This window comes from Rhizobium leguminosarum bv. trifolii WSM2297 (assembly GCF_000271845.1).
The window spans coordinates 2,015,287-2,040,717 of sequence record NZ_JH719395.1 but is presented as its reverse complement, the minus strand read 5'-3'; the positions used below and the strand labels follow the sequence as shown (position 1 = coordinate 2,040,717).

Below are 25,431 nucleotides of genomic sequence, written 5' to 3'. Positions count from 1 at the left end.
TCAGACGACCCGTCTCGCCTGCGGTTCGTTCTGAACCGCAGGCCCGAGCACCGCCTCGGCTGCGGCATCGATGACAGCGAATTTCGCCGCCTGATAATTCCAATATTCCATGATGAAGCGGCCCGACAGCCAGAAGTCGCCCTTGCGGGAGGGTTCGGTCCAGCCGACGCTCTCCATGGTCGCCGCTTGCGTCAGAAGCCGCTTCAGGTGGGTGTTGGAAATCATGAACTGTTCGCGGATTTCCCTGAGCGACAGCGGCCCAATCACGACACGTTCGGCCGTCCGGGGAAATTCCGGAAGGCGTGAGATCAGGTAGTCCATCACCAAGCCGCCGGTATTTGCCCAGTTGAAGAGGTTGAAGGTGGCGCCGGGATTGCGCACCGCTTCGCTGCCGATGATCGCCTTGGCGATCCGCGGCTGGATCGCTGCCATCATCGCCGAGGGATCGGCGGTGACCTTGCCGGCGCGTTCACCGCCATCGAGGCTGTCGAGGATCGTCAGATGGGCGACGAGCCACCTGGTGAAATGCTCCTCGGCGGTTTCCGTGGGCTCCAGGTAGCGTGTGCGCTTGTCGGGGCCGGGAACCGGCCGCAGGAAGCGATAGGCCAGCATTTCCTGCATGAAGGCCGCGGCGGTATTGCGGCTGGCGATGTCGTTCCGGACCGCGAAATCGATGAAGCGGCCGGAATAGAGCCCGCTCTTTTCATGGTCGGGGTGGCCATAATGAAGCGCAAAGCCGGCATGGGCCATCAGCCAGCGCTGCTGTGCGGCGAAAATCGAGGCGATGCGCGGGCTCTCACGATAGATCGTAAGCATCTGATCGGCGCAATGCAGGATCGCAGCGAGAAAGCGATCGTCGGCTGCAAGATTTTCAGCGGTAAAGGCCATGTGAAAGCGGTCCAGGGAATTCGGCGCATACTTCTTTCAGGCAGGCGCCGCGTGTCAACGGTTTTGTCAATAATCGGTTAATTTCAAAAGGGAATTTGTTTCAGGGGAAGCCAAAATTTAAGAAGGCAGGAGCTGGGGGCGCTCCTGCCTTCTTGCTCTTTGCTTCCGCCGGCAAACGCAGGGCCGAGGCCCAAGCCGGAGGGTATTTGCAAAGGCACCCTTGCGAAGCGGCGCCGGGGGTAGGGATGGTGCTTCGCTCGGGGATCGCTTTGTTGAGATCGAACCTATTGCGGGCCGGCTGCTTATTCAAATTACAAAAAAATAATGATTGCCGAAAACGTCGTTTTTGGAGGCGTCGAAGTGATCGCTTGGATGGCCGCTCCGGAATAAGGTTGTGCCATCGATTCAGGTGATAAGTGTTTGTTATAAAACGGTTTAAATCGGTTTCATCAAAGGCTCGACACGCTTGCCGAGTCTTTTGCGAGGTGGGAAATTCAGCGCTCGAAAGACAATAATGTCGCACCCTGTCGCAGGGGGCGGTAACGTGTTTTTGATTGGATAACCGACGCCGCTGATGACGGGTGCACTTGCCTGTGAATAGCGGGTTTTCCTGACAAGTTTCGTGGCATGGAGCGGCAAAGCAGCTTATATGGAGGCTGGCCAAGAGGTTTCGATGCGCTTTTCCAACACCTTTCTCGATGATATTCGCGACCGCGTTCCGATTTCGAACGTGATTGCGCGCCGCGTCAGCTGGGATAAGCGCAAGACCAACGTGTCGCGTGGTGATTACTGGGCCTGCTGCCCGTTCCATGGCGAGAAATCGCCGAGTTTCCACTGCGAAGACCGGAAGGGCCGCTATCACTGCTTCGGCTGCGGCGTCACCGGCGATCATTTCCGCTTCCTCACCGAGCTGGAAGGCTTGAGCTTTCCCGAGGCGGTGCAGCAGATCGCCGATATGGCCGGTGTTCCGATGCCGCTTGCCGATCCTGTGATGGAGAAGCGCGAGAAGGAGCGCGGCTCGCTGATCGACGTCATGGAAATGGCGACACAATTTTTTCAGGATCAATTGCAGACGGCGAATGGGGCGAGGGCGCGCGCCTATCTGCGCGATCGCGGGCTGACGGGCCGCACCATCGAGACCTTCCGTCTCGGTTTTGCGCCCGATAGCCGCAATGCGCTCAAGGAATTCCTCGCCGGCAAGGGTGTCTCCAAGGAGCAGATCGAGGCTTGCGGCCTGGTCGTTCATGAAAACGTGCCGGTGTCCTATGATCGCTTCCGCGATCGGATCATGTTCCCGATCCTTTCGTCCCGGGAAAAGGTGATCGCCTTCGGCGGCCGCGCCATGTCGGCCGATGCGCCGGCGAAATATCTGAACTCCAATGAGACGGAGCTCTTCCACAAGGGTAATGTCCTTTACAATTTCGCCCGCGCGCGCCGTGCGATCCAGGGGCCGGGCCGCGGCGATCTTCAGGACGACAATGCGAGCGGCACCATTATCGCCGTCGAAGGCTATATGGACGTGATCGCGCTCTATCAGGCGGGCATTGAGAATGCCGTCGCGCCACTCGGCACGGCGCTCACCGAAAACCAGCTCGAGCTGCTCTGGAAGATGGTGCCGCAGCCGGTGCTCTGCTTCGACGGTGACGGAGCCGGCATCCGCGCTGCCAATCGCGCCGCCGAACTGGCGCTGCCGCATCTGAAGCCGGGCCGTTCCGTCCGCTTCGCGCTTCTGCCCGATGGCAAGGACCCGGATGATCTCGTGCGCGATGACGGCCGCGCCCCCTTCGACAAGGTGATGAGCCAGGCAAAGCCGCTATCCGAAATGCTGTGGAGCCGGGAGATCAACACCGGCAAATTCGACACACCCGAGGCACGCGCCGAGCTCGAGGCGCGGCTGAAGCAACTCGTCGCCGTCATCGCCGATGAGAATGTCCGCCGCCATTATCAGCAGGACATTCGCGACCGGCTGAACGCCTTCTTCCAGCCGCAGTTCCAGAACCGCAATAATGGCGAGCGCCGCGGCTTCAACGGCAACGGCAACTACCGCGCGGGCCGCGACAATCCGGGCAAGGCAGGGCCGAAAAGCCCCAGCGTCATTTCCGACCGACTTGCCCGCTCGGGCCCCGTTCGCGGCCACCAGGCCCATACGGCGCTGCGCGAAAGCGTGCTGGCGCTGACCGTCGTCAATCATCCGGCGCTGATGATCGACGATTATGACGAAATCGCCGCGATCGAATATGACAGCCGTGAACTGCAGCGGCTCTGGTCGGCGATGCTTGGGGCCGCCGCTGCCGTTGCCGGCCCGCATCTGACGCGCGAATATCTGACCGAACGGCTGGAATTCGAAGGTTTCGGCCCACTCATCAAGAGCCTCGACCAGCAGGTGCGCAATGCCCGGCTGTGGATCGCCACCGAAGAGGCGGCGATGGAGGATGCGCGTGAGGGATACCGGCAGGCGCTGGCCTCCCACAAACGGGCAAAAGCGCTGCGCCGGCAGAAGAACGAGCTCGAACGCGAGATCGCGCTGGCGACCGAGGCCGGCGACGGCGAGGCGATCGTTCAGCTGATGCGGGCGCAGCAGGAAGTGCATTTTGAAGGGGTGCGCCTTGAGAACCAGGAGGCGATCATCGACGGCTTCGGCGTGCTTTCCGGCCGCGTCAAAGGGGCGGCGAACCACTGATGCCGCTGACCGAACGGAACGAACCAGGCTTTTCCGCCGCCGATGCGCTGTTTTCCGCCGGCCGCGCGCCACTCGATATTCTCAAGCAGGTTTACGGCTATTCCTCCTTCCGCGGCAAGCAGCAGCTGGTGGTCGAACATGTGGTCGCCGGCGGCGATGCCGTGGTGCTCTTTCCCACAGGCGCCGGCAAATCGCTGTGCTTCCAGATCCCGGCACTCTGCCGTGACGGCGTCGGCATCGTCGTTTCGCCGCTGATCGCGCTGATGCGCGATCAGGTGGAGGCGATGAAGCAGCTCGGCATCCGCGCCGCAGCGCTCAATTCGTCGCTGTCCCGCGAGGAGTTCATCGAGGTTCGCCGGGCGCTTTCGGCAGGTAAGCTCGACCTTCTCTACGTCACACCCGAGCGCATCCTGACCGACGGTTTTCGCGAGCTGATCGCCAACGAAAAGATCGCCCTGTTTGCGATCGACGAGGCCCATTGCGTTTCGCAATGGGGCCATGATTTCCGCCCGGAATATCGCGCGCTCGGCCAACTCAGCGAGCAATATCCCGGCGTGCCGAGGGTGGCGCTGACGGCGACGGCCGATCCGCATACGCGCGACGACATTATCGAGCGGCTGGGGCTCGACGATGCCGAGATCTTCACCACCAGCTTCGACCGTCCGAACATCGCTTACGAAATCGTCGAGCGCGACCAGCCGCGTCAGCAGCTCCTGCGGTTCCTCTCCGGCCACAAGGGAAACAGCGGAATCGTCTATTGCCTGTCGCGCGCCAAGGTCGAGGATACGGCCGAGTGGCTGAACGGGCAGGGCGTGCGCGCGCTTGCCTACCATGCCGGCATGGACAGGGCGGTTCGCGATGCCAATCAGGATGCTTTCCTGAAAGAGGAAAACCTTTGCCTGGTCGCCACCGTCGCCTTCGGCATGGGCATCGACAAGCCGAATGTACGTTACGTCGCCCATCTCGACCTGCCGGGCTCGGTGGAAGCCTACTACCAGGAGACCGGGCGCGCCGGGCGCGACGGCCTGCCGTCCGAAGTCTGGATGGCCTATGGTATGGCCGACGTCATCCAGCGCGGCCGGATGATCGACGAGGGCGGTGCCGCCGCGGAGATCAAGCGGGTCGAGCGCGCCAAGCTCAATGCATTGCTGGCGATCTGCGAGACCGCTTCCTGCCGCCGCCAGGCGATCCTTTCGCATTTTGGTGAGGCGCATGCCGGGCAATGCGGCAATTGCGACACCTGCCTGAAGCCGGTCGAGACCTGGGAAGGCACGGAAGCGGCGATCAAGGCGCTCGCCGCGATCTACCGAACCGGCGAGCGTTTCGGCGCCGGCCACGTCATCGATGTGCTTGTCGGCAACGTCAACGAAAAGACCGAGCGTTTCGGCCATGTCGATATGCCGGTGTTCGGCGCCGGCAAGGATATTCCATCACGCACCTGGCAATCCGTCTACCGCCAGCTGCTGGCCATGGGGCTGATCCGTGTCGATCACGAAGCCTATGGCGCGCTGAAGCTGGAGCCGGAGGCGCGCGCCGTCTTCAAGCAAGAGCGGCAGGTGTTCTTCCGCAAGGACCGCCCGGCCTCGGAACGGCGCACGAAGAAGGCGGAACGCAGCGAGCGCAAATCGGGACTGTCAGGCGCCGACGGCAGTCTTTTCGAAGCGCTGCGAACTGAGCGCATGGCGATCGCCAAATCGCTCGGCGTACCGCCCTATGTCGTCTTCCCCGATACGACGCTGATTGCCTTTGCCACCGAAAGGCCGAGGAGCCGCAAGGAATTGCTTGCCATATCGGGCGTCGGGCAGGCGAAGCTCGAGCGCTACGGCGATGCGTTCCTGGAGATCATCCTGGCGCAGGACAATGGCTGAACTGGGGACGGGCCAATCCTTGAGATCGGCAGTTCAGCCAAGATAGACGCTGGATAAATGCTGCCTCGGGAGGAGAAGCGTCGATGGCACAGAATATCTACGACCGGGCGGAATTCTTCGCCGGGTATAGCGATCTTAGCCGATCCGTCCGCGGCCTTGCCGGGGCATCCGAATGGCCGGCAGTGCAGGCGCTTCTGCCTGACCTTGCCGGCAAACGCATCGTCGATCTCGGCTGCGGCTTTGGCTGGTTTGCGCGTTTTGCCAGGAGCCAGGGTGCCGCAAGCGTGCTTGGCCTCGACATCTCGGAAAATAGGATCGCAAGAGCCAGGGCCGAGACGACGGATGCCGCGACCACCTACGAGATCGCCGATCTCGAGCATTTAAGGCTTGCCGAGGCATCTTTCGATTTCGCCTACAGTTCGCTGGCGCTGCATTATATCGAGGACTTCGCAGGTATCGTTGCTACCGTGCATGACGCGCTTTTGCCGGGGTCGCATTTCGTCTTCACCATCGAGCACCCGATCTACATGGCGCCGACCAATCCGGACTGGGCGACCGATGCCGCGGGGCGGCGCATCTGGCCGCTCGATCGCTATTCTGTCGAGGGCTCGCGAACGACCGATTGGCTCGCCAAGGGCGTGATCAAGCATCACCGCAAACTTGGCACGACGCTCAACACATTGATCGCGGCCGGCTTTTCCATTCGCCATGTCGAGGAGTGGAGCCCGAACGATCAGGAATTGCGGGACAATTCCGACTGGGCGACGGAAATGGATCGCCCGATGTTCCTGCTGATCTCCGTCCAGCGCTGAACAAGACAAGCCCGCGGCGGTATGCTAACCCGAGTGCTATAAAAAACGTCAGGAAGGGCCGCCCATGACCTCGCCATTTCTCTCCCATCTCCGAGCCGAGATTGCGGCGCTCAAGGATGCCGGCCTTTACAAATCCGAGCGGGTCATCAGCTCGAAGCAGGCGGGCGAGATTAAGATTTCCACCGGCGAGCGGGTGCTGAATTTCTGCGCCAACAACTATCTCGGCCTTGCCGACAACGAGGAACTGGCCGAGGCCGGCAAACAGGCGCTCGACCGCTACGGCTATGGCATGGCCTCGGTGCGCTTCATCTGCGGCACGCAGGAAGAGCACAAGCAGCTCGAGGCACGCATCTCCGCCTTCCTCGGCATGGAGGATACGATCCTCTATTCCTCCTGCTTCGATGCCAATGGCGGTCTGTTCGAAACGCTGCTTTCCGAGGAGGACGCGATCATCTCGGATGCCCTCAACCACGCCTCGATCATCGACGGCGTCCGGCTTTCGAAGGCCAAACGCTTCCGCTACGCCAACAACGATATGGCGGCACTCGAAGAGGAGCTGAAAAAGGCCGAAGGCAGCCGCTTCACGCTGATCGCCACCGACGGCGTCTTCTCGATGGACGGTATCATCGCCAATCTCGGCGGCGTCTGCGATCTCGCCGAAAAATACGGCGCGATGGTCATGGTCGATGACAGCCACGCGGTCGGTTTCGTCGGCAAGAACGGCCGTGGCTCGCCGGAATATTGCGGCGTCGAGGGCCGGATCGATATCATCACCGGCACGCTCGGCAAGGCGCTCGGCGGCGCCTCCGGCGGTTATACGTCGGCCAAGGCCGAGGTCGTCGAATGGCTGCGGCAGCGCTCGCGACCCTATCTGTTCTCGAACACGCTGGCGCCTGTTATCGCCGCCGCCTCGCTCAAAGTGTTCGACCTCATCAAAAAGGGCGATGCCTTGCGCCAGCGCCTGTCCGACAATGCCGATCTCTTCCGCCGCGAGATGACCAAGCTCGGCTTCACGCTCGCCGGCGAAGGCCATCCGATCATCCCGGTCATGCTTGGCGATGCCAAGCTCGCCCAGGACATGGCGGGGCTGATGCTGAAGAAGGGCATCTATGTCATCGGCTTTTCCTTCCCGGTCGTGCCGAAGGGCCAGGCCCGCATCCGTACGCAGATGTCGGCGGCGCATTCGCATCAGGATGTCGAGCGGGCGATTGCGGCGTTTGCCGAGGCCGGGCGGGAATTGGGCATGATTTGAGAATGGGAGATTGCCCCTCACCCTAACCCTCTCCCCGTAAACGGGGCGAGGGGACGTGCCAAACGCGGCGTCGAGGGTTGACGAGGCGGTGCGGCATATCCCCTTCGCCCCGCCTGCGGGGAGAAGGTGCCGGCAGGCGGATGAGGGGCGGGAATAGGCACTGCAAGGGATATAGATATGTCGAACATGATGAAGGCGCTGGTCAAGTCGAAGCCGGAAGTCGGGCTCTGGATGGAGAATGTGCCGGTGCCGGAGGTCGGGCCGAATGATGTGCTGATCCGGGTGAGGAAATCGGCGATCTGCGGCACCGACGTCCATATCTGGAACTGGGACCAATGGGCGCAGAAGACCATTCCGGTGCCGATGGTGGTCGGCCATGAATTCTCCGGCGAGATCGCCGAGATCGGTTCGGCGGTTACCCGCTATCATGTCGGCGAGCGGGTTTCCGGCGAGGGGCATATCGTCTGCGGCAAGTGCCGCAACTGCAGGGCGGGCAGGGGGCATCTCTGCCGCAACACGCTCGGCGTCGGCGTCAACCGGCCGGGTTCCTTCGGCGAGTTCGTCTGCATTCCCGAAAGCAATGTCGTGGCGATCCCGGAGGATATTTCCGATGAGGTCGCCGCGATCTTCGATCCGTTCGGCAATGCCGTGCACACGGCACTCTCCTTCGATCTCGTCGGCGAGGACGTGCTTGTTACCGGCGCCGGGCCGATTGGCATCATGGGGGCCCTGGTCGCCAAACGTTCGGGCGCCCGCAAGGTCGTGATCACCGATATCAATCCGCACCGGCTGGCGCTGGCGCGCAAACTTGGCATCGACCACGTCGTCGACGCTTCGAGCGAAAACCTGGCCGACGTGATGAAGGCGATCGGCATGACGGAGGGTTTCGACGTCGGGCTGGAAATGTCCGGGGCCGCACCCGCCTTCCGCGACATGATCGACAAGATGAACAATGGCGGCAAGATCGCCATTCTCGGCATCGCGCCGGCCGGTTTCGAGATCGACTGGAACAAGGTGATCTTCAAGATGCTCAATCTCAAGGGCATCTATGGCCGCGAGATGTTCGAGACCTGGTACAAGATGATCGCCTTCGTCCAGGGCGGCCTCGACCTTGCGCCGATTATCACTCACCGCATCGGCATCGACGATTTCCGCGATGGCTTCGAGGCGATGCGGTCAGGAAATTCAGGCAAGGTCGTGATGGATTGGATGTGAGGAGGAAGACATGCTCTATGAAGGAAGCTGCCATTGCGGCAAAGTCGCTTTCGAAGTCGAAGGCGAATTCACCGAGGCGTTGGACTGCAACTGTTCGCTCTGCCGCCGGCGAGGCGGACTTCTAGCCTTCGTGCCGCGCGACAAGCTGGTGCTGAAGACGCCCGAAGACGATCTCTCGACCTATACTTTCAACAGGCACGTCATCCGGCATCACTTCTGCGCCAACTGCGGCATCGCGCCGTTCGGCGAAGGCGTAGGCCCGAATGGCGCGGCCATGGCGTCGGTCAATCTGCGCTGCATTCCCGCGGTCGATCTCGGCGCGTTGAAGGTGACGGCCTATGATGGCGAGGCAAAGTAGCCAGTATTTGTCCGGACAGAGGCGAATAGACCAACGATAGGACGCAAAAAAGCCGCGAACCACTGGCAGGGGGAGCAAAATCCGTGCTGCCCTTGTCTTTTGTTCGCCGCATCTTAAATAAGGGTTCGCAATCGCTGCCGCGGTTCAAAGCCTGTGGATAAGGCTTTTTCCGATATTTCGTGAGCTTTTTTTGTGGAAAAGCTTGACGAGAGCAAAAAATGTGGGAATCACCGTTCGACTTGTTGAAACGGTGAACTGGGTCAAGGCGGATCGCGCAACCATGGCCGGAAATCCAAAAGCAAAAAAGCTTTGCTGTCCGGTGCCGGCGATCGTGGTTAATCAGGCTTTAAATGTCATCCCGTTAGGTGGGCAAAGGTGATTCTAGGGCGACGCGTGCGGCGCGTGATGCTCGGAGACGGCCCATTCACCGTAGCGAGATTGGATAGCGTCAGGAAGGCGACGATATAAATGGCAACCAAGGTCAAAGAGAACGAAGACGCGGAAGTCGAACGCGACGGCGCAAGCGACGGCCCTCTTCTCGATCTTTCCGACGACGCGGTCAAGAAGATGATCAAGGCCGCCAAGAAGCGCGGCTATGTGACGATGGACGAGCTTAACGCCGTTCTGCCGTCCGAAGAAGTGACGTCCGAGCAGATCGAAGACACGATGTCGATGCTGTCGGATATGGGCATCAACGTCATCGAAGATGAAGAAGCCGAGGAAGCCGGTGCTTCCGGCGGCGGCGATGACGACGATGCCGGTTCCGACGAGGAGAGCGAAGGCGGCGAACTCGCGCCGTCGAGCGGCACTGCGCTCGCGACCGCCAAGAAGAAAGAACCGACCGACCGTACCGACGATCCGGTGCGTATGTACCTGCGCGAAATGGGTTCGGTGGAGCTTTTGTCCCGCGAGGGCGAAATCGCCATCGCCAAGCGCATCGAGGCCGGCCGCGAGACGATGATCGCCGGTCTCTGCGAGAGCCCGCTGACCTTCCAGGCGCTGATCATCTGGCGCGACGAACTGAACGAAGGCACGACGCTGCTGCGCGAGATCATCGATCTCGAAACGACCTATTCCGGTCCCGAAGCCAAGGCTGCGCCGCAGTTCCAGAGCCCCGAGAAGATCGAGGCCGACCGCAAGGCTGCCGAGGAAAAGGAAAAGACCCGTCGCGCCCGCTCCGGCGACGACGACATCACCGATGTCGGCGGCGAAGGCCTGCCTGCCGAGGAGGAGGAAGAGGACGAGGACGAATCCAACCTCTCGCTGGCGGCGATGGAAGCCGAGCTGCGCCCGCAGGTAATGGAGACGCTGGATACGATCGCCGAGACCTACAAGAAGCTGCGCAAGCTGCAGGACCAGCAGGTCGAGCAGCGGCTGTCGGCATCCGGCACGCTGTCTTCAGCCCAGGAGCGCCGCTACAAGGAGCTCAAGGACGAGCTGATCAAGGCCGTCAAGTCGCTGTCGTTGAACCAGAACCGCATCGACGCTCTGGTCGAGCAGCTCTACGACATCAACAAGCGCCTCGTTTCCAACGAGGGCCGCCTGCTGCGTCTGGCCGAATCCTACGGCGTCAAGCGCGATAGCTTCCTGGAACAGTACCAGGGCGCCGAGCTCGATCCGAACTGGATGAAGTCGATCGGCAATCTGGCCGCCCGCGGCTGGAAGGAATTCGCTCGCGGTGAAAACACGACGATCCGGGACATCCGTCAGGAGATCCAGAATCTGGCGACCGAGACCGGCATTTCGATTTCGGAATTCCGCCGCATCGTGCACATGGTGCAGAAGGGCGAACGCGAAGCCCGCATCGCCAAGAAGGAAATGGTCGAAGCGAACCTTCGCCTCGTCATCTCCATCGCCAAGAAGTACACGAACCGCGGCCTGCAGTTCCTCGACCTCATTCAGGAAGGCAATATCGGCCTGATGAAGGCGGTCGACAAATTCGAATACCGCCGCGGCTACAAGTTCTCGACCTATGCGACATGGTGGATCCGTCAGGCGATCACCCGTTCGATCGCCGACCAGGCCCGCACGATCCGCATTCCGGTGCACATGATCGAGACGATCAACAAGATCGTCCGCACCTCGCGCCAGATGCTGCATGAAATCGGCCGCGAACCGACGCCGGAAGAACTGGCCGAAAAGCTCGCCATGCCGCTCGAAAAGGTCCGCAAGGTCCTGAAGATTGCCAAGGAGCCGATCTCGCTCGAAACCCCGGTGGGCGACGAAGAGGATTCGCATCTCGGCGATTTCATCGAGGACAAGAATGCGCTGCTGCCGATCGACGCCGCCATCCAGGCGAACCTGCGCGAGACGACGACCCGCGTGCTTGCCTCGCTGACGCCGCGCGAGGAACGTGTCCTGCGCATGCGCTTCGGCATCGGCATGAACACCGACCACACGCTCGAAGAAGTCGGCCAGCAGTTCTCGGTCACCCGCGAACGTATCCGCCAGATCGAGGCGAAGGCGCTGCGCAAGCTGAAGCATCCGAGCCGCTCCAGGAAGCTGCGTTCCTTCCTCGATAGCTGAGGCTTCGATGCCGTTCTGATGGGAAAAGCCGGGCTCGATGCCCGGCTTTTGCTTTTGTAATTAACACCAATGAGTGCGTTGGCTTTCTTGTCCCCTCATGGTGACAGGGCTATAATTCGGCCACGGGGGAAGGGATCGATCGCGACGCGCGAACCAAGGTCGACGCATACCTGCGTAGACTGGTTCCTCCGTTAGGAGGTACGACATGACCACTTACATTCTTTTGATCGATTGGACGGATCAAGGCATCCGCAACGTTCGCGACTCGGCAAAACGACTGGACGCGGCGAAGAAATTGCTCGCCGGCGTCGGCGGCTCCTTCAATCAGTTTTTCCTGACGATGGGCGGCCATGACATGGTCGCCGTCTGTGAGGCGCCCGATGACGCTGTGATGGCGCATTTTACGCTCTCTCTTGCCATGGGCGGCAATGTCCGGACCGAGACGCTGAAGGCCTTCCCGGAGGCGGCCTATCGGGATCTCATAGGCTCGCTTGGCTAAGTGTAATTAGAGATTGGAATTTTCTGTGTTGCAGAGCCTCGGCTGTGCTGGCAGTGTCGACCCGTGCTTCAATTTCCGCGGCGGGGCTCCCGGCCCGATTTTTCGGCAAGCTCATGATGAAAGCGCTCCTCCATTTCCCGGTCGTCACCGATCGTCCGACTGCCGCCTGCTAACCGATGGAAATGGCGGCGGACAAGTGGGATGATGGGATCCGGTGGGGCGCTGCTGCGTCATTTGCGCTGCATGCCTGTGTCATCCTGCTTCTTCTTCTTCTACTGTTGCCGAAGGCCGAGCCGCCCTTGCCATTGCCCGACGACGGTCTCTCGGTGGAGATCGTTCCGCAGCCCTCGGAACCACCGACAAAGTCCGAGCCGGTTAAGGTGCCATCGCCGGATCCGACAAAACCCGAAGCCGCATCGCCCCAAGCCGAAAGCCCTGCGCCGGTCGCCAATAATCCGCCCGCTGCCGCAATGCCGTCTGTGACGTCAGTCGCTCCGCCGGCGCCGAAGCCGACTGAATTCGTCGCGGCAAGCCGGCTGTTTTCCGACAAGGTGCTGGCCGATCCGCGCAGCCGGGGCGCCCGCGAAGCACTGCGTAGCCTTGCCGGCAGCGAGCGTAATCTGCAGCTCTGCGACCTCGAAGCGCTGGAGCAGGTTCGCCGCGCGCGGCCGGATATGCTCGCGCCCTATGCAATGGCACCGGAGAAGGTCAGCGGCAACAGCGTCGAGGTGAGGGGTGGCGCCTTCAGCAGCAAAGGCAAGTGGTACAACATCCAGTTCAAATGCGCGCTTGATGCCGGATCCGGTAAAATCGTGTCCTTCGCCTCTCTCGTCGGAAACGCCATTCCGGAGGCCGAATGGCAGGCGCACGATCTGGTAAAGGATGACGGGCCCGCCGACCAATGAACGCGGCGATCACGAGGTTTTTTTGTTTCGTGGCTTGATGCTGCCGGTTTTAACAGCCACATCGCTGCTGTGACAGACGACGTGGAAATGACAGAGACGAATCACGAAACGGCAAAACAGCGGCCTGAAATCCGCTGGGGTGTTGTCGCGTCCGTGCTTCTGCATGTGCCGCTTGTCGCGCTGTTGATTTTCGGGCTGCCGAAGATCGAGCCAAAGCCTGCGGAAGACGAGAGCGTCAAGGTCGAGCTCGTTCCGCCGCCGGAGGAGAAGAAGCCGGAGGAAAAGCCACCGGAGCCTAAGCCGCCGGAACAGGCCAAGAAACGCCCGCCGCCACCCCCACCACCGCCTTCGGCGACAAAGGCTCCCGAGCAAGCCAAGTCGAAGCCTATGCCGACCCTGAGCCCTGTCACCCAATTTGGGGATAAGGATAGCGGTCCCGAGAAATCGTTAGCGGGAAATTCTTCGCAAGGTGAAATAAAACCTTCGACAACTCCACCGCAGCACGACACTCAATCGGAGCCGATGCCGACAAAGGCTACTGCGGCGAAACCTGAAACCGAGGCGCCTGCATCAAAACCCGTACCAGACGATGTGAAGCTCCCTGAGGTGGCCACGATGGACGTTTCTCCGGAGCGCAATGGGCCGCCGGCAGAAGCGTCTAGCGAAGCGAATACGACCATCGAGCAGGCGAAACCGCCGGAGCAGAAGACCGCTGAAAAACCGAAAGCGCTGCCTGCAACGAACGATCTGCCTGAGGCAAGAACCCTGTTTTCGCGGACGGCCGATGGCAGTTTATTTGCGCAAACCGCGATGGGTGGCCTTTCACGCAAAGAGCGAGTGGCCACGCTTTGCACTACCGAGCTTCAGGGCCAACTTGTTCACGGTTCACCGGCCTATTTCCCGTCCGCATTGCCCAGTTTTGGGTTGCGAGCCGGTAACATTCTTGATGTGAAGGATGCGGCCTTTGGCACAGCCAAGGGCTGGTTCCAAGTTCGCTTCCGTTGCGAGGTGGATGACGGAGCTACGAAAGTTATGTCATTTGCCCACGAAGTTGGCGGATTGATCCCCCGCAGTCAGTATGCGAAGTATGAAATTCGTGACTAGCCCTCGTGATCGGATCCCGTCGCACCGGCAACAAGCCACACGCAAGGAACCGCATCTAGCCTCTTCCCATGGCCGTGATGGTACGGTGAAGAAGGGACAATGATATGTCGAACGAGTTCGAGCATTTTCTGGAGGGCCAGGACGAAGCCGTGAGCGCGCTGTTTCTGGAAAACAAAGGCGAAGAGCTGACCGATATTCTGGTGGCAGCGCTCGAAGAGGCCTTCGAGATCCTTCTCGAAGCTGCGCCCGCCGAAACGCTTCATTGACATTTTCCAAGACATTGCCGGCCGGACCGCTCGGCGAGCGGCTATCGGGTTACCGGATGGAGCGGGATGGGCTCGGTCGTTCGGCGGCAAGCGTCTTCCGGCTGGAAGGCGAGGGCTTGCCAAGCCTCTATCTGAAAGTCGAGCAGGCAGGCCCATTCGGCGAGCTTGCCAATGAAGCAGCAAGGCTCGACTGGCTCAAGGCTTCCGGACTGCCCTGTCCGGATGTCATCGCGAGGGAAAGCGGCGGCGGGCGCAATCGGCTGCTGATCAGCGCCCTGCCGGGCGCCGATCTCGCCAGCGCCTCGGCGCTGACGCCGCTTGTGCGGGTCGAATTGCTGGCTGCGGCGCTTCTCGAGCTGCATCGTCTGCCGATCGCATCCTGCCCCTTCGATCACCGGCTGGAGAACCGCGTGGCGGTGGCCAAAGCGCGGATGCAGGCCGGCATCGTCGACGAGACCGATTTCGACGAGACGCGGCTTGGCAAGAGTGCCGAGACGCTGTTTGCCGAGCTCGAAAGCAGAAGGCCGGACCGCGAGGATCTCGTCGTCACCCATGGCGATGCCTGCCTGCCGAATTTCATCGCCTGCGAAGACGGGTTCTCCGGCTATATCGATTGCAGCCGGCTCGGCATTGCCGACCGCTATCAGGATATCGCGCTCGCCTGCCGCAGCATCGCCTCCAATTTCGGCGATGCGCTTGTGCAGCCCTTCCTCGATCTTTACGGGCTGACGGCCCTGGAGCCAGCGAGGCTTGATTACTATCAGCTGCTCGACGAGTTCTTCTAAAGCACGACGCGCTTTAGCTCCTTGTTTTTACGCGTGTCGTTATCGCAAAACCGCCGCACACTTTTGCGCGACATGCTCTAGCCATTGCGACATCTCCGCCCGGCTGGCAAAGTGGCGGCGATCGGACCTTTGGACGGGACATGCCGAAAAACCAGTTCAGGATGCTGCGCTCGGCGCTGACGGGCGTCGAAGCGGTGATGGCGGAAACGCATCATAGTTTCGGTAGGCATACGCATGAGCAATTCGGCATCGGCCTGATTTCCGCCGGCGCGCAGAAATCGCTGAGCGGCCGCGGCATGGTGGAGGCCGAGGCCGGCGATATCATCACCGTCAATCCGAACGAGGTGCATGACGGCGCGCCGATCGGCGAAGGGCGATCGTGGCGCATCCTTTATTTCGACCCTGAGATCGTCGCCGGGCTGTCGCGAGAGATCGCCGAGGGTGGGGCAGGGCGGCAGGAAATCCCCTATCCCGTCATCCGCAATAGGGCGATCGCCGCCCGCTTCGAAAAGTTGTTTGGCACGGTGACCGGCGGCGGAGCGGCCGGCGGGCTGCTCTCGGAGGAGTTACTGCTACAGCTCGTCGCCGATGTCATGCGGGAACGCGGCGGCAGCCGCGAGCGGCCGCCAGTGCCGGCGTCGATCCGCGCGGCCCGAGATCTGATCGATGATGATCCGCTTGCGGCCGTCTCGCTTGCCGATCTCGCCAGGGAAAGCGGGCTCAGCCGCTTCCAGGTGCTGCGCGGTTTTGCCAAGGCGACGGGATTGACGCCCCATGCCTATCTCGTCCAGGCCCGCATCCATCTCGCCCGGCGGCTGATCGCTCGGGGCATGCCGCTTGCCGAAGCAGCCTTCGCCAGCGGCTTTGCCGACCAGAGCCACATGACGCGCGTCTTCGTGCGCAAATACGGCCTGTCGCCGCGGCTCTATGCCGGCGCCTTTTTCTGAGCGCCAACGTCGCGCCTGCAATTTCGTTCAAGACCGCGAGACGCCCCTGCTGTTTCCTAGGCGCTCCCAACAGGAGGCGTTGTATGTCGAGGCAGATTCAAGGATATCTCTATCTGGCGCTGGCCATGCTGACGGTGGGAAGCACCGTCATCGCCAGCAAGTTCATCGCATCGGGCCTGTCGCCATTTACCGCCACGGCTTTGCGCTTCGCTCTCGCATTTCCCATCCTCGTCGTGCTGATGCGGGCGAGCGGCGTCCGGCTGCCGAAGCTCTCCGGGCATGACCGGCTGATCCTCGTCATTCAGGCGGGCGCCGGCAGCGTCGGTTATACGACGCTGCTGATTTCCGGCCTCAGCCTCACTTCGGCGGCCGATGCCGGCGTCATCATCGGCACGCTGCCGGTGGTTTCGGCGGCCATTTCCGTCCTGCTGCTGCGCGAACGGCCGAAGCCTGCTTTGCTCGTTGCCGTGGCGCTTGCGGCGGCGGGCGTGCTTTCGATCGCCTTCACACCCCATGCGGCCGGCGGGTCGCTCGCCGGCGATGTGCTGATTTTCTGCGCCGTCGTCTGCGAGGGACTGTTCATCCTGCTGAACAAGAGGCTGAAGACTGACATTCCGCCGCTTGCCCAGTCGACGCTGATGGCCGGCATCGGCCTCACTGTTGCCGCCATCCCGGCAGTTTTCGAGGCGCCTTTCGCGCGGGATATGTCCACAGGCGCTGTTGTTGCCGTCGTCTATTATGCGCTGGTGCCGACAGCCGGCGGCTTCCTGCTCTGGTATGCGGGGGCGGCAAGAGTGAGCGGCACGGAAGCCGCGCTCTTCACTGCGGTCGCTCCGGTCTCCGCCGTCATGCTTGCTTTCCTCATCCTCGGCGAACCGATCGGGCTCAACCAGATCGCCGGCATCGCCTGCGTATTGGCGGCCATGCTCGGGCTTGCCTTTGCCGGCAGCCGGTTGGCGATGAATATATCTGGAGGGAGATAGGCCATGCAGTTCCGTCATTCCGAGGCGATATGGCAGGCGTTTCCGGAGCTTCGCGCCGGCGTGCTCCATGTGGACGCTATCCATGCGGATGCCGATGTCGAGAAGGCGATTGCGGGCTTCAGCGCGATTGCCGAGGCCCGGCTCGCCGTCGCGCAGGAAGGCGAATTTCCTGAAATCCAGGCGTGGCGGCGCGGCTTTTCCCGCATGGGGCTGAAGCCGACGCAATATCGCTGCGCTTCCGAGGCGCTGCTGCGCCGCTTCCGCCAGGAGCATGGCCTGCCGCGCCTGCATCCGCTCGTCGATCTCTGCAATGTGATTTCGCTCGCCTTCGCCATTCCGATCGCCGTCTTCGACACCGAACGGATTGCGGGCGATCTCGAGGTTCGGCGGGCCGGCGGCCACGAGACCTATCTGACCTTCGGCGGAGACATCGAGCATCCGGAACCAAACGAGGTGATCTTCGCAGACGGTGAGGAGAGGGCGCATGCGCGGCGCTGGACCAACCGGCAGGGCGGGCTTTCGGCGGTGCGGGCGCCGACGCGCTCGGTGCTGATCGTTGCCGAGGCGCTGCATGCTTCTGCCGGCGAGGATATCGGCAGGTTGATGGAAACGCTCGCGGATGCGCTGACACGTCACTGGCCGGCGACAACAAGGGCGGCCGTGCTCAGCCGTGCGTTGCCATATTTCGAATTCCAATGCTCACCCTAGCGCATAAGCGGAAGGCGGCGCCTGAGGCCTTGGACGGGCCGCCTGCCGACCCTATCTCCACGGGATCGCTATTTTCCTGGAGACGAAGCGCATGTCAGATAAGACGATCAAGATCCCGGGGCCCGACCATCCGATCACTATCGAGCACAATCCCTCCCGCGTCGTCGTCACGCTCGGCGGCAAGGTGATTGCCGATAGCCACGATGCGCTGACGCTTTGCGAGGCCTCCTATCCGCCGGTGCAGTATATTCCGCGGCGGGATGTCGACATGTCGCTGCTTCAGCGCACCGACCATACCAGCCATTGCCCCTATAAGGGCGACGCCGCCTATTACAGCATTATTCCGGGCGGCGAGCGCTCGGAAAATGCCGTCTGGACCTACGAGTCGCCGAATGCCGCGGTCAGCAGCATCAAGGACCATCTCGCCTTCTATCCCAACCGCGTCGACGGCATCGAGGAAATGGCCTCGCCGGAGGCCGGCACCTTCTGACGATCGCACGGATTCGAAAGAGATACTGTCTGGCGGAGCATGCGGCCCAGCGGGCATGCTGTCCGCGGGAACATGTTGCCCGCGGGATCGTTAGGGCTGATCTAGCGGGGGATGTGTCGTGCCGAAATTCTACTTCCAGCTCTTCGATCGTGATGGCGTCGGGGCGACCGAGACGGGATATGAGTTCGAATCCGTCGAGGCCGCGAAAGCCGAAGCGCGACGCGTGCTGGCGGAGATGGCCGCCGAGGGCCTGCCGACGGCACCCTTGAATATGATGTCGGTGGAACTCTTCGATGAAAACCGGCGCCCATTGGCGGAAATCCGGCTGATTCTCGAAGAAATCGCCAAATAGCCGGATCGTCGCGCTGATTGATGAATGGCTGTCGATCGACCGAGAGCAATCCGGGCGACTGTGTCAAATTTAATTGTCGGCTATGAAGGTGGGTCTTAAAGCATGTCGCGCAAAACCGTGCAGCGGTTTTGCGGTAACGACATGTGGAAAACAAGGACCCGACACCTAACGCCAGACGTCGAGCCATTCATTGTTGAAGACGAGGCTGGCAACCGTAACCGGATCGCCGCTTTCGTTGCGGACAGTGACGGCGATGATGGTGCGATCGCCTGCGGGCAGCTCGTCACGGGCCACATCCAGCAGGATGCGGGTCACTTCCTTCGGAATATCCTCGCGCGATCGGAGCTCGGTGCCGTGCTCGTCGCGTGTCGGACCTTCGCCGTTATGCAGATCGAAAAAGTAGCGTGCCATGTTTTTTCCTGTGCGTCACAGGGGAAATCACAGATGAAGACAATTGTTCCCGAGGCTAGGCATTGATTCTTATAGAAAATACAGGTCGCATCGTCATGTTCTCTTCTTGTGCTATCGGCGGACAAGCCCGTGATTGAAGCCCTGCTGCTCAATCTTGGAAGCCGCGATGTGGTTTCGGCGGAGGAGGAGAACCTTCTCAGGTCGATCCTGGTCAAGGACAGGCAGTTCGCTGCCGGAGAGGATATCGTCCTCGAAGGCAGCCGCCCGCCCTACAGTACGCTGCTGCTCGATGGTTTTGCGGCGCGCTACAAGGTCATGGCCGATGGCAGCCGCCAGATCACCGCGCTGCATGTCGCCGGCGATTTCGTCGACCTGCATGCCTTTCCCGTCAAGAAAATGGATCATGGCATTGTCGCGCTGTCGTCCTGCCATGTCGCCTTCGCCGACCACGGCGATCTCAGGGCGATCACCGAGCGCATGCCGCATCTGACGCGGCTGCTCTGGCTCGATACGCTGGTCGATGGCGCCATTCACCGGGAGTGGATCGTCGCCATGGGCCGACGCTCCAAACGCGCCCATATCGCCCACCTCGTCTGCGAGCTTTTCGTGCGCCTGCAGGTCGTCAAGCGGACGAAGGGCGCAAGCTTCCAGTTTCCGTTGACACAGATCGAGATGGCCGACGTGCTCGGCGTTTCCGTGGTCCATCTGAACAAGACGCTGCAGGCGCTGAGGCGCGAGGGGGTTTTCACCTGGGAGAACCGGACGATCACCATCGTCGACTGGGAGCGGCTACAGGAAATTGCCGAATTCGACCCCGCCTATCTGAACATCATCAAGGAGCCGCGCTAAGCGCTTCCCGCAGATCACGGCCCGCTTCGCATGCATAATCCGGTGACATCGGTTCATTCCAATTGACAAAGCCTCCATCTGGGCAGAACACCGCTCTGACATTCACGGAAACCTCCTGAAGGCCGCAGCCTCCCATGTCGGCCGGTGACATCGCAAAATGGACATATCCCAAGGCCAGCGGAGCGTTCTTCGCCACCCCGGCTATCTGAACTTCGCTGCCTCCCGCGTCTTTTCCTCACTTGCCTTCCAGTCCATCGGCATCGCCATGGGCTGGATGATCTACGACCAGACGCACAGCGCATTTGCGCTCGGTCTCGTCGGCCTCTGCCAGTTCCTGCCGATGGCGGTGCTGACCTTCGTCGTCGGCCATGTCGCCGACCGGTTCGACCGCCGGCGCATCGGCCTTATCTGCCAGCTGATCGAGGCGGTGACGGCGCTGGTGCTGGCGGTTGCCACCTGGCAGCAATGGCTGACGCCGGCCGGCATCCTTGCCGCCGTCACCGTGCTCGGCGCCGTCGTTGCCTTCGAGCGGCCGACCATGGCAGCGCTGCTGCCGAACATCGTGCCGGCTTCGATGCTGCAGAAGGCGGTCGCAACCTCGACGTCGCTGATGCAGACGGCGCTGATCATCGGTCCCTCGCTCGGCGGCTTGCTCTACGGGTTGAACCCGGTTGCGCCCTTTGCTGTTGCCGCGCTGCTCTTTGCCGTTGCAAGCTTCAACGTCATCTCGATCCATATGCAATGGGCGCCAGCCAAACGCGAGCCGGTCACACTCGCCTCGGTCTTTGCCGGCGTCTCCTTCATCCGCAGCCGGCCGGTGATGCTCGGCACGATCTCGCTCGATCTCTTCGCGGTGCTGCTCGGCGGCGCCACCGCGCTGTTGCCGATGTTTGCCCGTGATATTCTGCATGCCGGCCCCTGGGGACTGGGCTTCCTGCGCGCCGCACCGGCGATCGGCGCGCTTGCCATGTCGATCGTGCTTGCCCGCCGGCCGCTCGAGAGCAATGTCGGGCGTAAGATGCTTGCCGCCGTCGCCGTGTTCGGCCTCGCCACCATCGTCTTCTCGCTCTCCACCAATATCGCGCTTTCCGTCGTAGCGCTGCTTGTGGTCGGCGCGTCGGATACGGTGAGCGTCGTCGTGCGCAGCTCGCTGGTGCAGCTTTTGACGCCGGATGAGATGCGTGGCCGCGTCAGCGCCGTCAATTCGCTGTTCATCGGCACCTCCAACCAGCTCGGCGAATTCGAATCCGGCATGATGGCGGCCGTCCTCGGGCCGGTCGCCACCGGCCTCGTCGGGGGGCTCGGCACAATCGCCGTCGTGCTGCTGTGGATGCGGCTCTTCCCCGATCTCACCAAGGTCAAGACGCTGCAGGGCTGAAGCGACACGGCGCGCTCAGCTGCATTGAAAGTGGCAGGCGGTCCCGTTAGGGTCCGCGCCAACCATCATTCGGCGGGGGCCGCTCGTGACGAAATCTTTTCTGCCCTGTGCAATTGCGGCGATTTTCTCCCTAGCGCCGGCTGTGGCGCTGGCCGAATGGCAGGCGGTGGAAGAGGTGCGGCCCTATTCGATATCAGGCAAGTCAGGCGCCGAGCTCTACGAGTCGATCGGCGCGCGGGGACCTCAGGTCGGCATCGGCCGGGTGATCGCGCATACGACGTTCAAGCTGACCTGGACCCGGAAATACGAAGTGCAGGGTAAGGCCTGCGTCATCACGACCAACCGGCCGAAGCTGATCATCACCTATACGCTGCCGAAAGCCTCGGCAGCGCTGCCGGCCGCCGTTGGCAGCAGTTGGGAGAGTTTCATCGCAGGCGTCGCGGCGCATGAGCGGGTGCATGGCGATACGATCAAGGAGATGGTTAGGGAAATCGAGGTGATGAGCATCGGCCTCACCGTTGCCGATGACCCCGATTGCAAGAAGATCCGGATCGAACTGACGCAGCGCCTCGGCGAGATCTCGGCGAAGCAGCGCCAGCGCGGCCGCGACTTCGACAAGGTGGAAATGGGCGACGGCGGCAATATCCAGCAGCTCATCCTCAAGCTGGTCAATGGGCCGTGATTGCCTCTGTCAGCTGCCCTGGACCTGCCCGGCCGGCCTCCTATCTCTCCCGTCAACGCGACAGTGTGGAGGAGGAGCAGCGTTATGTCCTATATCGACGGTTTCATCGTGGCGGTGCCGAAGGAGAATATCGAAGCCTATAAGAAGTTCTCGACCTTCGCCGGCTCGATCTGGAAGGAATATGGTGCGCTCGAATATGTCGAATGCCTCGGCGACGACGTGCCCTATGGCGAGCAGACCTCCTTTCCCCGCGCCGTGCAGGCCAAGGAGGACGAGGTGGTGGTGTTTGCCTGGATCGTCTACCGGTCGCGGCAGGAGCGCGACGATATCAACGCCAAGGTGATGGCCGACCCGAGGCTCAAGGGCGACCAATGGCAGATGCCCTTCGACGGCAAGCGGATGATCTATGGCGGCTTCGAGACGCTGATCAAACTCTGAGCTTGGGCGAGCTTGACTTTTGCCCGGGCGAGCTTGACTGGCCGCCAGTGGTGCGTCACGTCGCCAGAATTCATTTCGAGACGGGAGAGCGCCTTGCCCCAGATGATCCTGACCCTGTCCACACGCGGACAGGGCCTCTACGAATTCACCGATCAGGCGGACGCTTTCGTCAGCGCCTCGGGGCGGGAGGAGGGGCTTCTCACTGTCTTCGTGCGCCACACATCCTGTTCGCTGCTGATTCAGGAAAATGCCGACCCCGACGTGCAAACCGACCTTCTTTCCTTTTTCCGCCGCCTCGTGCCGCCGGCCTCCGATCCATCGATGGGCTGGGTCGTGCATCGGGCCGAGGGGCCGGATGACATGCCGGCGCATATCAAGGCGGCGCTGACGCAGATATCGATCGGTATTCCCGTCGCCCGCGGCCGGCTGATGCTCGGCACCTGGCAGAGCCTCTATCTCTTCGAACATCGCGATCGCCCGCACCGGCGCGAAATCGTCCTGCATCTTAGCCCGTGAAAGGATTAATCCTTGTGAATGCAAACTGAATGTGCGGTTCGAACACCATTCAGCTTGTGGTGGTTACTGTCGAGGCAATCCCTGAAGGGAGAGCCTACCAACCGACGGAGACATTCCATGACACATTTCCTCGCCAAGGCCTCGCTTGCTGCATTGCTTGCTCTCTGCTCCATCCCGGCCACTTTCTCCACGGCGGCAGCCGCGGGGCCGCAGACGAACTTCGTCATCGAGGCACAATACCATCGCCCGATCCGCGGCTGCTCGCCGATCCATGCCGTGAACAAGGCACGTGATTTCGGCCTGCGCAGAGCCCATATCACCCACATGTCGCCGCGCGTCGTCGTCGTTGCCGGGCGCGACCGTCGCGGCTGGGACAGGATCACCTTCGCCAATGTCCGCGGCTGCCCGCTGATCCGGCGCTGAGGGCCTGCCGGCAGGCGCCGAAGCGGTGCTTGCCGGCCGCTTTTGCCTTGACGGCGCCACTTTCAGCCGTCTCTTCTCTAACCCGTATGAGTGATTCCCAAATAACGCTTCAGCGGCATGCGGGGTAATAGGACGGACGGCTCGGCCGGACCGACTTTGAACGAAAGGTTTTTCGATGATGCAGTTTCTGGCAAAGGCGGGTCTTGCCGTCATGCTGAGCGCCGGCACCCTTGCCGGCACGGTGGCGCCTGCCGCCGCGCAGTTGAATATCATTATCGGCGATCAGGACCGTGACGCGCCGCGCGACTACCGCCGTCCGCCTCCGGGTTACGAGCGTCCTGGTTACGAGCGTCCGGGCTTCGACCGCCGGCCGCGCGGCTGCGATCCGCGTATGGCCGAAGATATGGCCCGCGACTACGGCTTCCGCCGCGCCCGCGTCGTCGACATCACGCCCCGCCGCGTCATCGTCCAGGGCTGGACCCGCCGCGGCCCCAGCGAAATGACCTTCGCCAACGTCCGCGGCTGCCCGGCGATGCGCCGCTGATATCAAGCAGAATACCGCCTCGTCTCCCCGATGCGGCGGCCAGAACCGCCTTTGCCAGTCTCCCCGGATCGGCAAGGGCGGTTTTCTTTTTGTGGGTCTTGCGCTCTTCCCTGAGTCGTCTTCGCCCTGTGCCATAACACCGATTCGACCGCACGGCTGCCCCTCACCCTAACCTGACCGGGGTCGAGCCACGGGTCTCGACCCGTCCTTCGGACCCCCGTTTACGGGGCGAGGGGACGTGCCCTACGAGTGGCTGGCGAGGGACGGAGAGGTTGCCTCTATCTCCCTTCGCCCAGAGGCCGATGCTCCCACCACAAGCCCATCTGAGCGCCGCGCGTCCTCAAAGACACGCGGCACCCTCATTCTTGCTCAATCGCAAAAGTCACGGTGACGCTGACATTGTAATTGTTCTCGCCGCTCTGGACGGGAACGGCTGCATCCGACGCCTCCTTCATCATCGTGGCGCGATAGGTGGGCTGCGGCATCGGGCGGGGCACATTCTCGTTGATCTCGATGATGCGGCCAAGCTTGACGCCGGCCGCTTCGCTCAGCGTCTTCGCCTTCTTCACCGCCTCGGCAACGGCATTCTTGCGCGCCTCTTCAAGGGCTGCTTCCGGCTTGTCGTTGGTGAACTGGATGTCGCCGCCCTGGTTGATGCCGAGGGTGACGGACTGATCGATTACCTGGCCGAGCTTGGCGAGATCGCGCAGCCTGATGGTGATGGAATTGATGGTCTGGTAGCCGATCAGCTGCGGCTGCTGCTGCTGACCATCGACAGGCTGCGGATAATTATATTGCGGCTGGATGGAAAAGCCGGAGGTCTGCAGATCACGCTCGGCAATGCCGCCGTCCTTCAGCGCCTTCAGCACCTCGTTCATCGCCTTGTTGTTCTCGTCGAGCGCTTCGCGGGCGGTCTTCGCCTGCTTGACGACGGCGAGATTGACGACGGCCATATCGGGCGCGACCGCCGATTCGCCATCGCCCGTCACCGAAATCACCGCCTCGCGCGGCTTTGCCTCTTGCGCCCATACAGGCGCTGCGCCGCCAAGCGGCAGGGCCAGAAGGGCAGTCATCAGAATAGTCTTGGAGAGAATCGGCGCCATGTTTCATTCCCTAGTTGTCGTTTCCCGGATGCACTTTCTGTCGGTTGATTGTGAAGCTATTGCGGCGGAAGGGAAGGGCGAGTCGCATCGCAGGAAAAATATGTGGGCGCGCGGGTGGGAGGAGGTGTGTGCTGCGCCAGCCCCCCTGCTCGGCCGGGGGCTCGCCTCGTCAATGCCCCCTCATGGGGAGGTTGGTGGGGGCTCCTCGTTCTCCTCCGTCATTCCTGTGCTCGTCACAGGTATCCAGCCACCGCGCGTCGGCGCGGTGAATGAATCCATTGGAGCCTTGAAACAGTCTCTCGCGCCCAAGGACTTGGGCGCACTGGATTCCTGTGACGGGCACAGGAATTGTCTCTCAAATCTATGCTTTACTGCAGGGGAAGCTGGGATCGAGCCCCGGGATGGCCATCCCGGGGCTCGCGCGACAAAGCGCCCGTACAGGAATAGGT

At 61.8% G+C, this 25,431-nt stretch carries 27 protein-coding genes; 24 read left to right on the top strand and 3 right to left on the bottom strand.

Annotation, left to right across the window (positions count from 1 at the left end; genetic code table 11):
- Positions 1–888 carry a hypothetical protein gene (locus RLEG4DRAFT_RS25320; RefSeq protein ID WP_003581062.1) on the bottom strand — a complete coding sequence of 296 codons (888 nt, stop codon included), beginning with the start codon at positions 886–888 and terminating at the stop codon, positions 1–3.
- A 673-nt stretch (positions 889–1,561) separates the two neighbouring features.
- Between RLEG4DRAFT_RS25320 and dnaG the strand changes: the two genes are divergently transcribed.
- From dnaG to RLEG4DRAFT_RS25240, 17 genes are all read left to right on the top strand, one after another.
- Positions 1,562–3,568, top strand: a complete 2,007-nt coding sequence (dnaG, locus tag RLEG4DRAFT_RS25315; protein ID WP_003581061.1) for a DNA primase — start codon at positions 1,562–1,564, stop codon at positions 3,566–3,568.
- Complete coding sequence (recQ, locus tag RLEG4DRAFT_RS25310) at positions 3,568–5,436, top strand: DNA helicase RecQ (protein ID WP_003581060.1); 1,869 nt, start codon at positions 3,568–3,570, stop codon at positions 5,434–5,436. The genes dnaG and recQ overlap by 1 nt, the downstream gene beginning before the upstream one ends.
- Before the next feature lie 83 nt (positions 5,437–5,519).
- Entirely contained in the window at positions 5,520–6,248 is a 729-nt protein-coding gene (locus tag RLEG4DRAFT_RS25305; RefSeq protein ID WP_003581059.1) for a class I SAM-dependent methyltransferase, read from the top strand.
- A gap of 64 nt (positions 6,249–6,312) precedes the next feature.
- Complete coding sequence (locus RLEG4DRAFT_RS25300; protein ID WP_003581057.1) at positions 6,313–7,500, top strand: glycine C-acetyltransferase; 1,188 nt, start codon at positions 6,313–6,315, stop codon at positions 7,498–7,500.
- 177 nt (positions 7,501–7,677) lie between these two features.
- Complete coding sequence (gene tdh, locus RLEG4DRAFT_RS25295; protein ID WP_003581054.1) at positions 7,678–8,715, top strand: L-threonine 3-dehydrogenase; 1,038 nt, start codon at positions 7,678–7,680, stop codon at positions 8,713–8,715.
- Between the two features lie 10 nt (positions 8,716–8,725).
- Positions 8,726–9,073 carry a GFA family protein gene (locus RLEG4DRAFT_RS25290; RefSeq protein ID WP_003565374.1) on the top strand — a complete coding sequence of 116 codons (348 nt, stop codon included), beginning with the start codon at positions 8,726–8,728 and terminating at the stop codon, positions 9,071–9,073.
- A gap of 468 nt (positions 9,074–9,541) precedes the next feature.
- Complete coding sequence (rpoD, locus tag RLEG4DRAFT_RS25285) at positions 9,542–11,599, top strand: RNA polymerase sigma factor RpoD (RefSeq protein WP_003581052.1); 2,058 nt, start codon at positions 9,542–9,544, stop codon at positions 11,597–11,599.
- A 205-nt stretch (positions 11,600–11,804) separates the two neighbouring features.
- Positions 11,805–12,098 (top strand): GYD domain-containing protein, encoded by a 294-nt coding sequence (locus RLEG4DRAFT_RS25280; RefSeq protein WP_003581051.1) that lies wholly within the window; start codon positions 11,805–11,807, stop codon positions 12,096–12,098.
- A gap of 176 nt (positions 12,099–12,274) precedes the next feature.
- The gene (locus tag RLEG4DRAFT_RS25275) at positions 12,275–13,003 is read left to right on the top strand and encodes a DUF930 domain-containing protein (protein ID WP_003581049.1); all 729 of its coding nucleotides are present in this window, start codon (positions 12,275–12,277) and stop codon (positions 13,001–13,003) included.
- An 87-nt stretch (positions 13,004–13,090) separates the two neighbouring features.
- Entirely contained in the window at positions 13,091–14,107 is a 1,017-nt protein-coding gene (locus tag RLEG4DRAFT_RS25270; RefSeq protein WP_003581047.1) for a DUF930 domain-containing protein, read from the top strand.
- Positions 14,108–14,211: 104 nt separating this feature from the next.
- Positions 14,212–14,373 (top strand): hypothetical protein, encoded by a 162-nt coding sequence (locus RLEG4DRAFT_RS41005; protein ID WP_003581045.1) that lies wholly within the window; start codon positions 14,212–14,214, stop codon positions 14,371–14,373.
- A complete protein-coding gene (locus tag RLEG4DRAFT_RS25265) occupies positions 14,370–15,158 on the top strand; it encodes an APH(3') family aminoglycoside O-phosphotransferase (RefSeq protein WP_003581044.1) in 789 nt (262 codons plus the stop codon). Before RLEG4DRAFT_RS41005 ends, RLEG4DRAFT_RS25265 begins: the two co-directional genes overlap by 4 nt.
- Before the next feature lie 140 nt (positions 15,159–15,298).
- On the top strand, positions 15,299–16,105 hold the full coding sequence (locus RLEG4DRAFT_RS25260; RefSeq protein WP_003581043.1) for a helix-turn-helix transcriptional regulator: 807 nt from the start codon (positions 15,299–15,301) through the stop codon (positions 16,103–16,105).
- An 83-nt stretch (positions 16,106–16,188) separates the two neighbouring features.
- Positions 16,189–17,088, top strand: a complete 900-nt coding sequence (locus RLEG4DRAFT_RS25255; protein WP_003581042.1) for a DMT family transporter — start codon at positions 16,189–16,191, stop codon at positions 17,086–17,088.
- Between the two features lie 3 nt (positions 17,089–17,091).
- Complete coding sequence (locus RLEG4DRAFT_RS25250; RefSeq protein ID WP_003581041.1) at positions 17,092–17,796, top strand: B3/B4 domain-containing protein; 705 nt, start codon at positions 17,092–17,094, stop codon at positions 17,794–17,796.
- A 91-nt stretch (positions 17,797–17,887) separates the two neighbouring features.
- Positions 17,888–18,286 (top strand): DUF427 domain-containing protein, encoded by a 399-nt coding sequence (locus RLEG4DRAFT_RS25245; protein ID WP_003581040.1) that lies wholly within the window; start codon positions 17,888–17,890, stop codon positions 18,284–18,286.
- A gap of 118 nt (positions 18,287–18,404) precedes the next feature.
- The gene (locus RLEG4DRAFT_RS25240; protein ID WP_003581039.1) at positions 18,405–18,638 is read left to right on the top strand and encodes a DUF6894 family protein; all 234 of its coding nucleotides are present in this window, start codon (positions 18,405–18,407) and stop codon (positions 18,636–18,638) included.
- 165 nt (positions 18,639–18,803) lie between these two features.
- Here the strand turns inward: RLEG4DRAFT_RS25240 and RLEG4DRAFT_RS25235 are convergent, their stop codons facing one another.
- Complete coding sequence (locus RLEG4DRAFT_RS25235) at positions 18,804–19,049, bottom strand: DUF6894 family protein (RefSeq protein ID WP_003581038.1); 246 nt, start codon at positions 19,047–19,049, stop codon at positions 18,804–18,806.
- Positions 19,050–19,178: 129 nt separating this feature from the next.
- Between RLEG4DRAFT_RS25235 and RLEG4DRAFT_RS25230 the strand changes: the two genes are divergently transcribed.
- The 7 genes from RLEG4DRAFT_RS25230 to RLEG4DRAFT_RS25200 all read left to right on the top strand — a co-directional run bounded on the left by RLEG4DRAFT_RS25230 (position 19,179) and on the right by RLEG4DRAFT_RS25200 (position 23,879).
- The gene (locus RLEG4DRAFT_RS25230) at positions 19,179–19,898 is read left to right on the top strand and encodes a Crp/Fnr family transcriptional regulator (protein ID WP_003581035.1); all 720 of its coding nucleotides are present in this window, start codon (positions 19,179–19,181) and stop codon (positions 19,896–19,898) included.
- 157 nt (positions 19,899–20,055) lie between these two features.
- On the top strand, positions 20,056–21,276 hold the full coding sequence (locus tag RLEG4DRAFT_RS25225) for an MFS transporter (RefSeq protein WP_003581032.1): 1,221 nt from the start codon (positions 20,056–20,058) through the stop codon (positions 21,274–21,276).
- 85 nt (positions 21,277–21,361) lie between these two features.
- Complete coding sequence (locus RLEG4DRAFT_RS25220) at positions 21,362–21,958, top strand: DUF922 domain-containing Zn-dependent protease (RefSeq protein WP_003581031.1); 597 nt, start codon at positions 21,362–21,364, stop codon at positions 21,956–21,958.
- A gap of 84 nt (positions 21,959–22,042) precedes the next feature.
- Positions 22,043–22,396 (top strand): DUF1428 domain-containing protein, encoded by a 354-nt coding sequence (locus RLEG4DRAFT_RS25215; protein WP_003581030.1) that lies wholly within the window; start codon positions 22,043–22,045, stop codon positions 22,394–22,396.
- A gap of 93 nt (positions 22,397–22,489) precedes the next feature.
- Positions 22,490–22,912 (top strand): secondary thiamine-phosphate synthase enzyme YjbQ, encoded by a 423-nt coding sequence (locus RLEG4DRAFT_RS25210; RefSeq protein WP_037094133.1) that lies wholly within the window; start codon positions 22,490–22,492, stop codon positions 22,910–22,912.
- Between the two features lie 117 nt (positions 22,913–23,029).
- A complete protein-coding gene (locus RLEG4DRAFT_RS25205) occupies positions 23,030–23,335 on the top strand; it encodes a hypothetical protein (protein ID WP_003581028.1) in 306 nt (101 codons plus the stop codon).
- Between the two features lie 175 nt (positions 23,336–23,510).
- Entirely contained in the window at positions 23,511–23,879 is a 369-nt protein-coding gene (locus RLEG4DRAFT_RS25200) for a hypothetical protein (protein ID WP_003581027.1), read from the top strand.
- 359 nt (positions 23,880–24,238) lie between these two features.
- Here the strand turns inward: RLEG4DRAFT_RS25200 and RLEG4DRAFT_RS25195 are convergent, their stop codons facing one another.
- On the bottom strand, positions 24,239–24,982 hold the full coding sequence (locus RLEG4DRAFT_RS25195; RefSeq protein WP_003581026.1) for an SIMPL domain-containing protein: 744 nt from the start codon (positions 24,980–24,982) through the stop codon (positions 24,239–24,241).
- Positions 24,983–25,431 lie beyond the last annotated feature (449 nt).

Coding starts and splice junctions, on each gene's coding strand:
- RLEG4DRAFT_RS25320 (WP_003581062.1), bottom strand. CDS start 888: ATGGCCTTTACCGCTGAAAATCTTGCAGCCGACGATCGCTTTCTCGCT.
- dnaG (WP_003581061.1), top strand. CDS start 1,562: ATGCGCTTTTCCAACACCTTTCTCGATGATATTCGCGACCGCGTTCCG.
- recQ (WP_003581060.1), top strand. CDS start 3,568: ATGCCGCTGACCGAACGGAACGAACCAGGCTTTTCCGCCGCCGATGCG.
- RLEG4DRAFT_RS25305 (WP_003581059.1), top strand. CDS start 5,520: ATGGCACAGAATATCTACGACCGGGCGGAATTCTTCGCCGGGTATAGC.
- RLEG4DRAFT_RS25300 (WP_003581057.1), top strand. CDS start 6,313: ATGACCTCGCCATTTCTCTCCCATCTCCGAGCCGAGATTGCGGCGCTC.
- tdh (WP_003581054.1), top strand. CDS start 7,678: ATGTCGAACATGATGAAGGCGCTGGTCAAGTCGAAGCCGGAAGTCGGG.
- RLEG4DRAFT_RS25290 (WP_003565374.1), top strand. CDS start 8,726: ATGCTCTATGAAGGAAGCTGCCATTGCGGCAAAGTCGCTTTCGAAGTC.
- rpoD (WP_003581052.1), top strand. CDS start 9,542: ATGGCAACCAAGGTCAAAGAGAACGAAGACGCGGAAGTCGAACGCGAC.
- RLEG4DRAFT_RS25280 (WP_003581051.1), top strand. CDS start 11,805: ATGACCACTTACATTCTTTTGATCGATTGGACGGATCAAGGCATCCGC.
- RLEG4DRAFT_RS25275 (WP_003581049.1), top strand. CDS start 12,275: ATGGAAATGGCGGCGGACAAGTGGGATGATGGGATCCGGTGGGGCGCT.
- RLEG4DRAFT_RS25270 (WP_003581047.1), top strand. CDS start 13,091: ATGACAGAGACGAATCACGAAACGGCAAAACAGCGGCCTGAAATCCGC.
- RLEG4DRAFT_RS41005 (WP_003581045.1), top strand. CDS start 14,212: ATGTCGAACGAGTTCGAGCATTTTCTGGAGGGCCAGGACGAAGCCGTG.
- RLEG4DRAFT_RS25260 (WP_003581043.1), top strand. CDS start 15,299: ATGCCGAAAAACCAGTTCAGGATGCTGCGCTCGGCGCTGACGGGCGTC.
- RLEG4DRAFT_RS25255 (WP_003581042.1), top strand. CDS start 16,189: ATGTCGAGGCAGATTCAAGGATATCTCTATCTGGCGCTGGCCATGCTG.
- RLEG4DRAFT_RS25250 (WP_003581041.1), top strand. CDS start 17,092: ATGCAGTTCCGTCATTCCGAGGCGATATGGCAGGCGTTTCCGGAGCTT.
- RLEG4DRAFT_RS25245 (WP_003581040.1), top strand. CDS start 17,888: ATGTCAGATAAGACGATCAAGATCCCGGGGCCCGACCATCCGATCACT.
- RLEG4DRAFT_RS25235 (WP_003581038.1), bottom strand. CDS start 19,049: ATGGCACGCTACTTTTTCGATCTGCATAACGGCGAAGGTCCGACACGC.
- RLEG4DRAFT_RS25225 (WP_003581032.1), top strand. CDS start 20,056: ATGGACATATCCCAAGGCCAGCGGAGCGTTCTTCGCCACCCCGGCTAT.
- RLEG4DRAFT_RS25215 (WP_003581030.1), top strand. CDS start 22,043: ATGTCCTATATCGACGGTTTCATCGTGGCGGTGCCGAAGGAGAATATC.
- RLEG4DRAFT_RS25205 (WP_003581028.1), top strand. CDS start 23,030: ATGACACATTTCCTCGCCAAGGCCTCGCTTGCTGCATTGCTTGCTCTC.
- RLEG4DRAFT_RS25200 (WP_003581027.1), top strand. CDS start 23,511: ATGATGCAGTTTCTGGCAAAGGCGGGTCTTGCCGTCATGCTGAGCGCC.
- RLEG4DRAFT_RS25195 (WP_003581026.1), bottom strand. CDS start 24,982: ATGGCGCCGATTCTCTCCAAGACTATTCTGATGACTGCCCTTCTGGCC.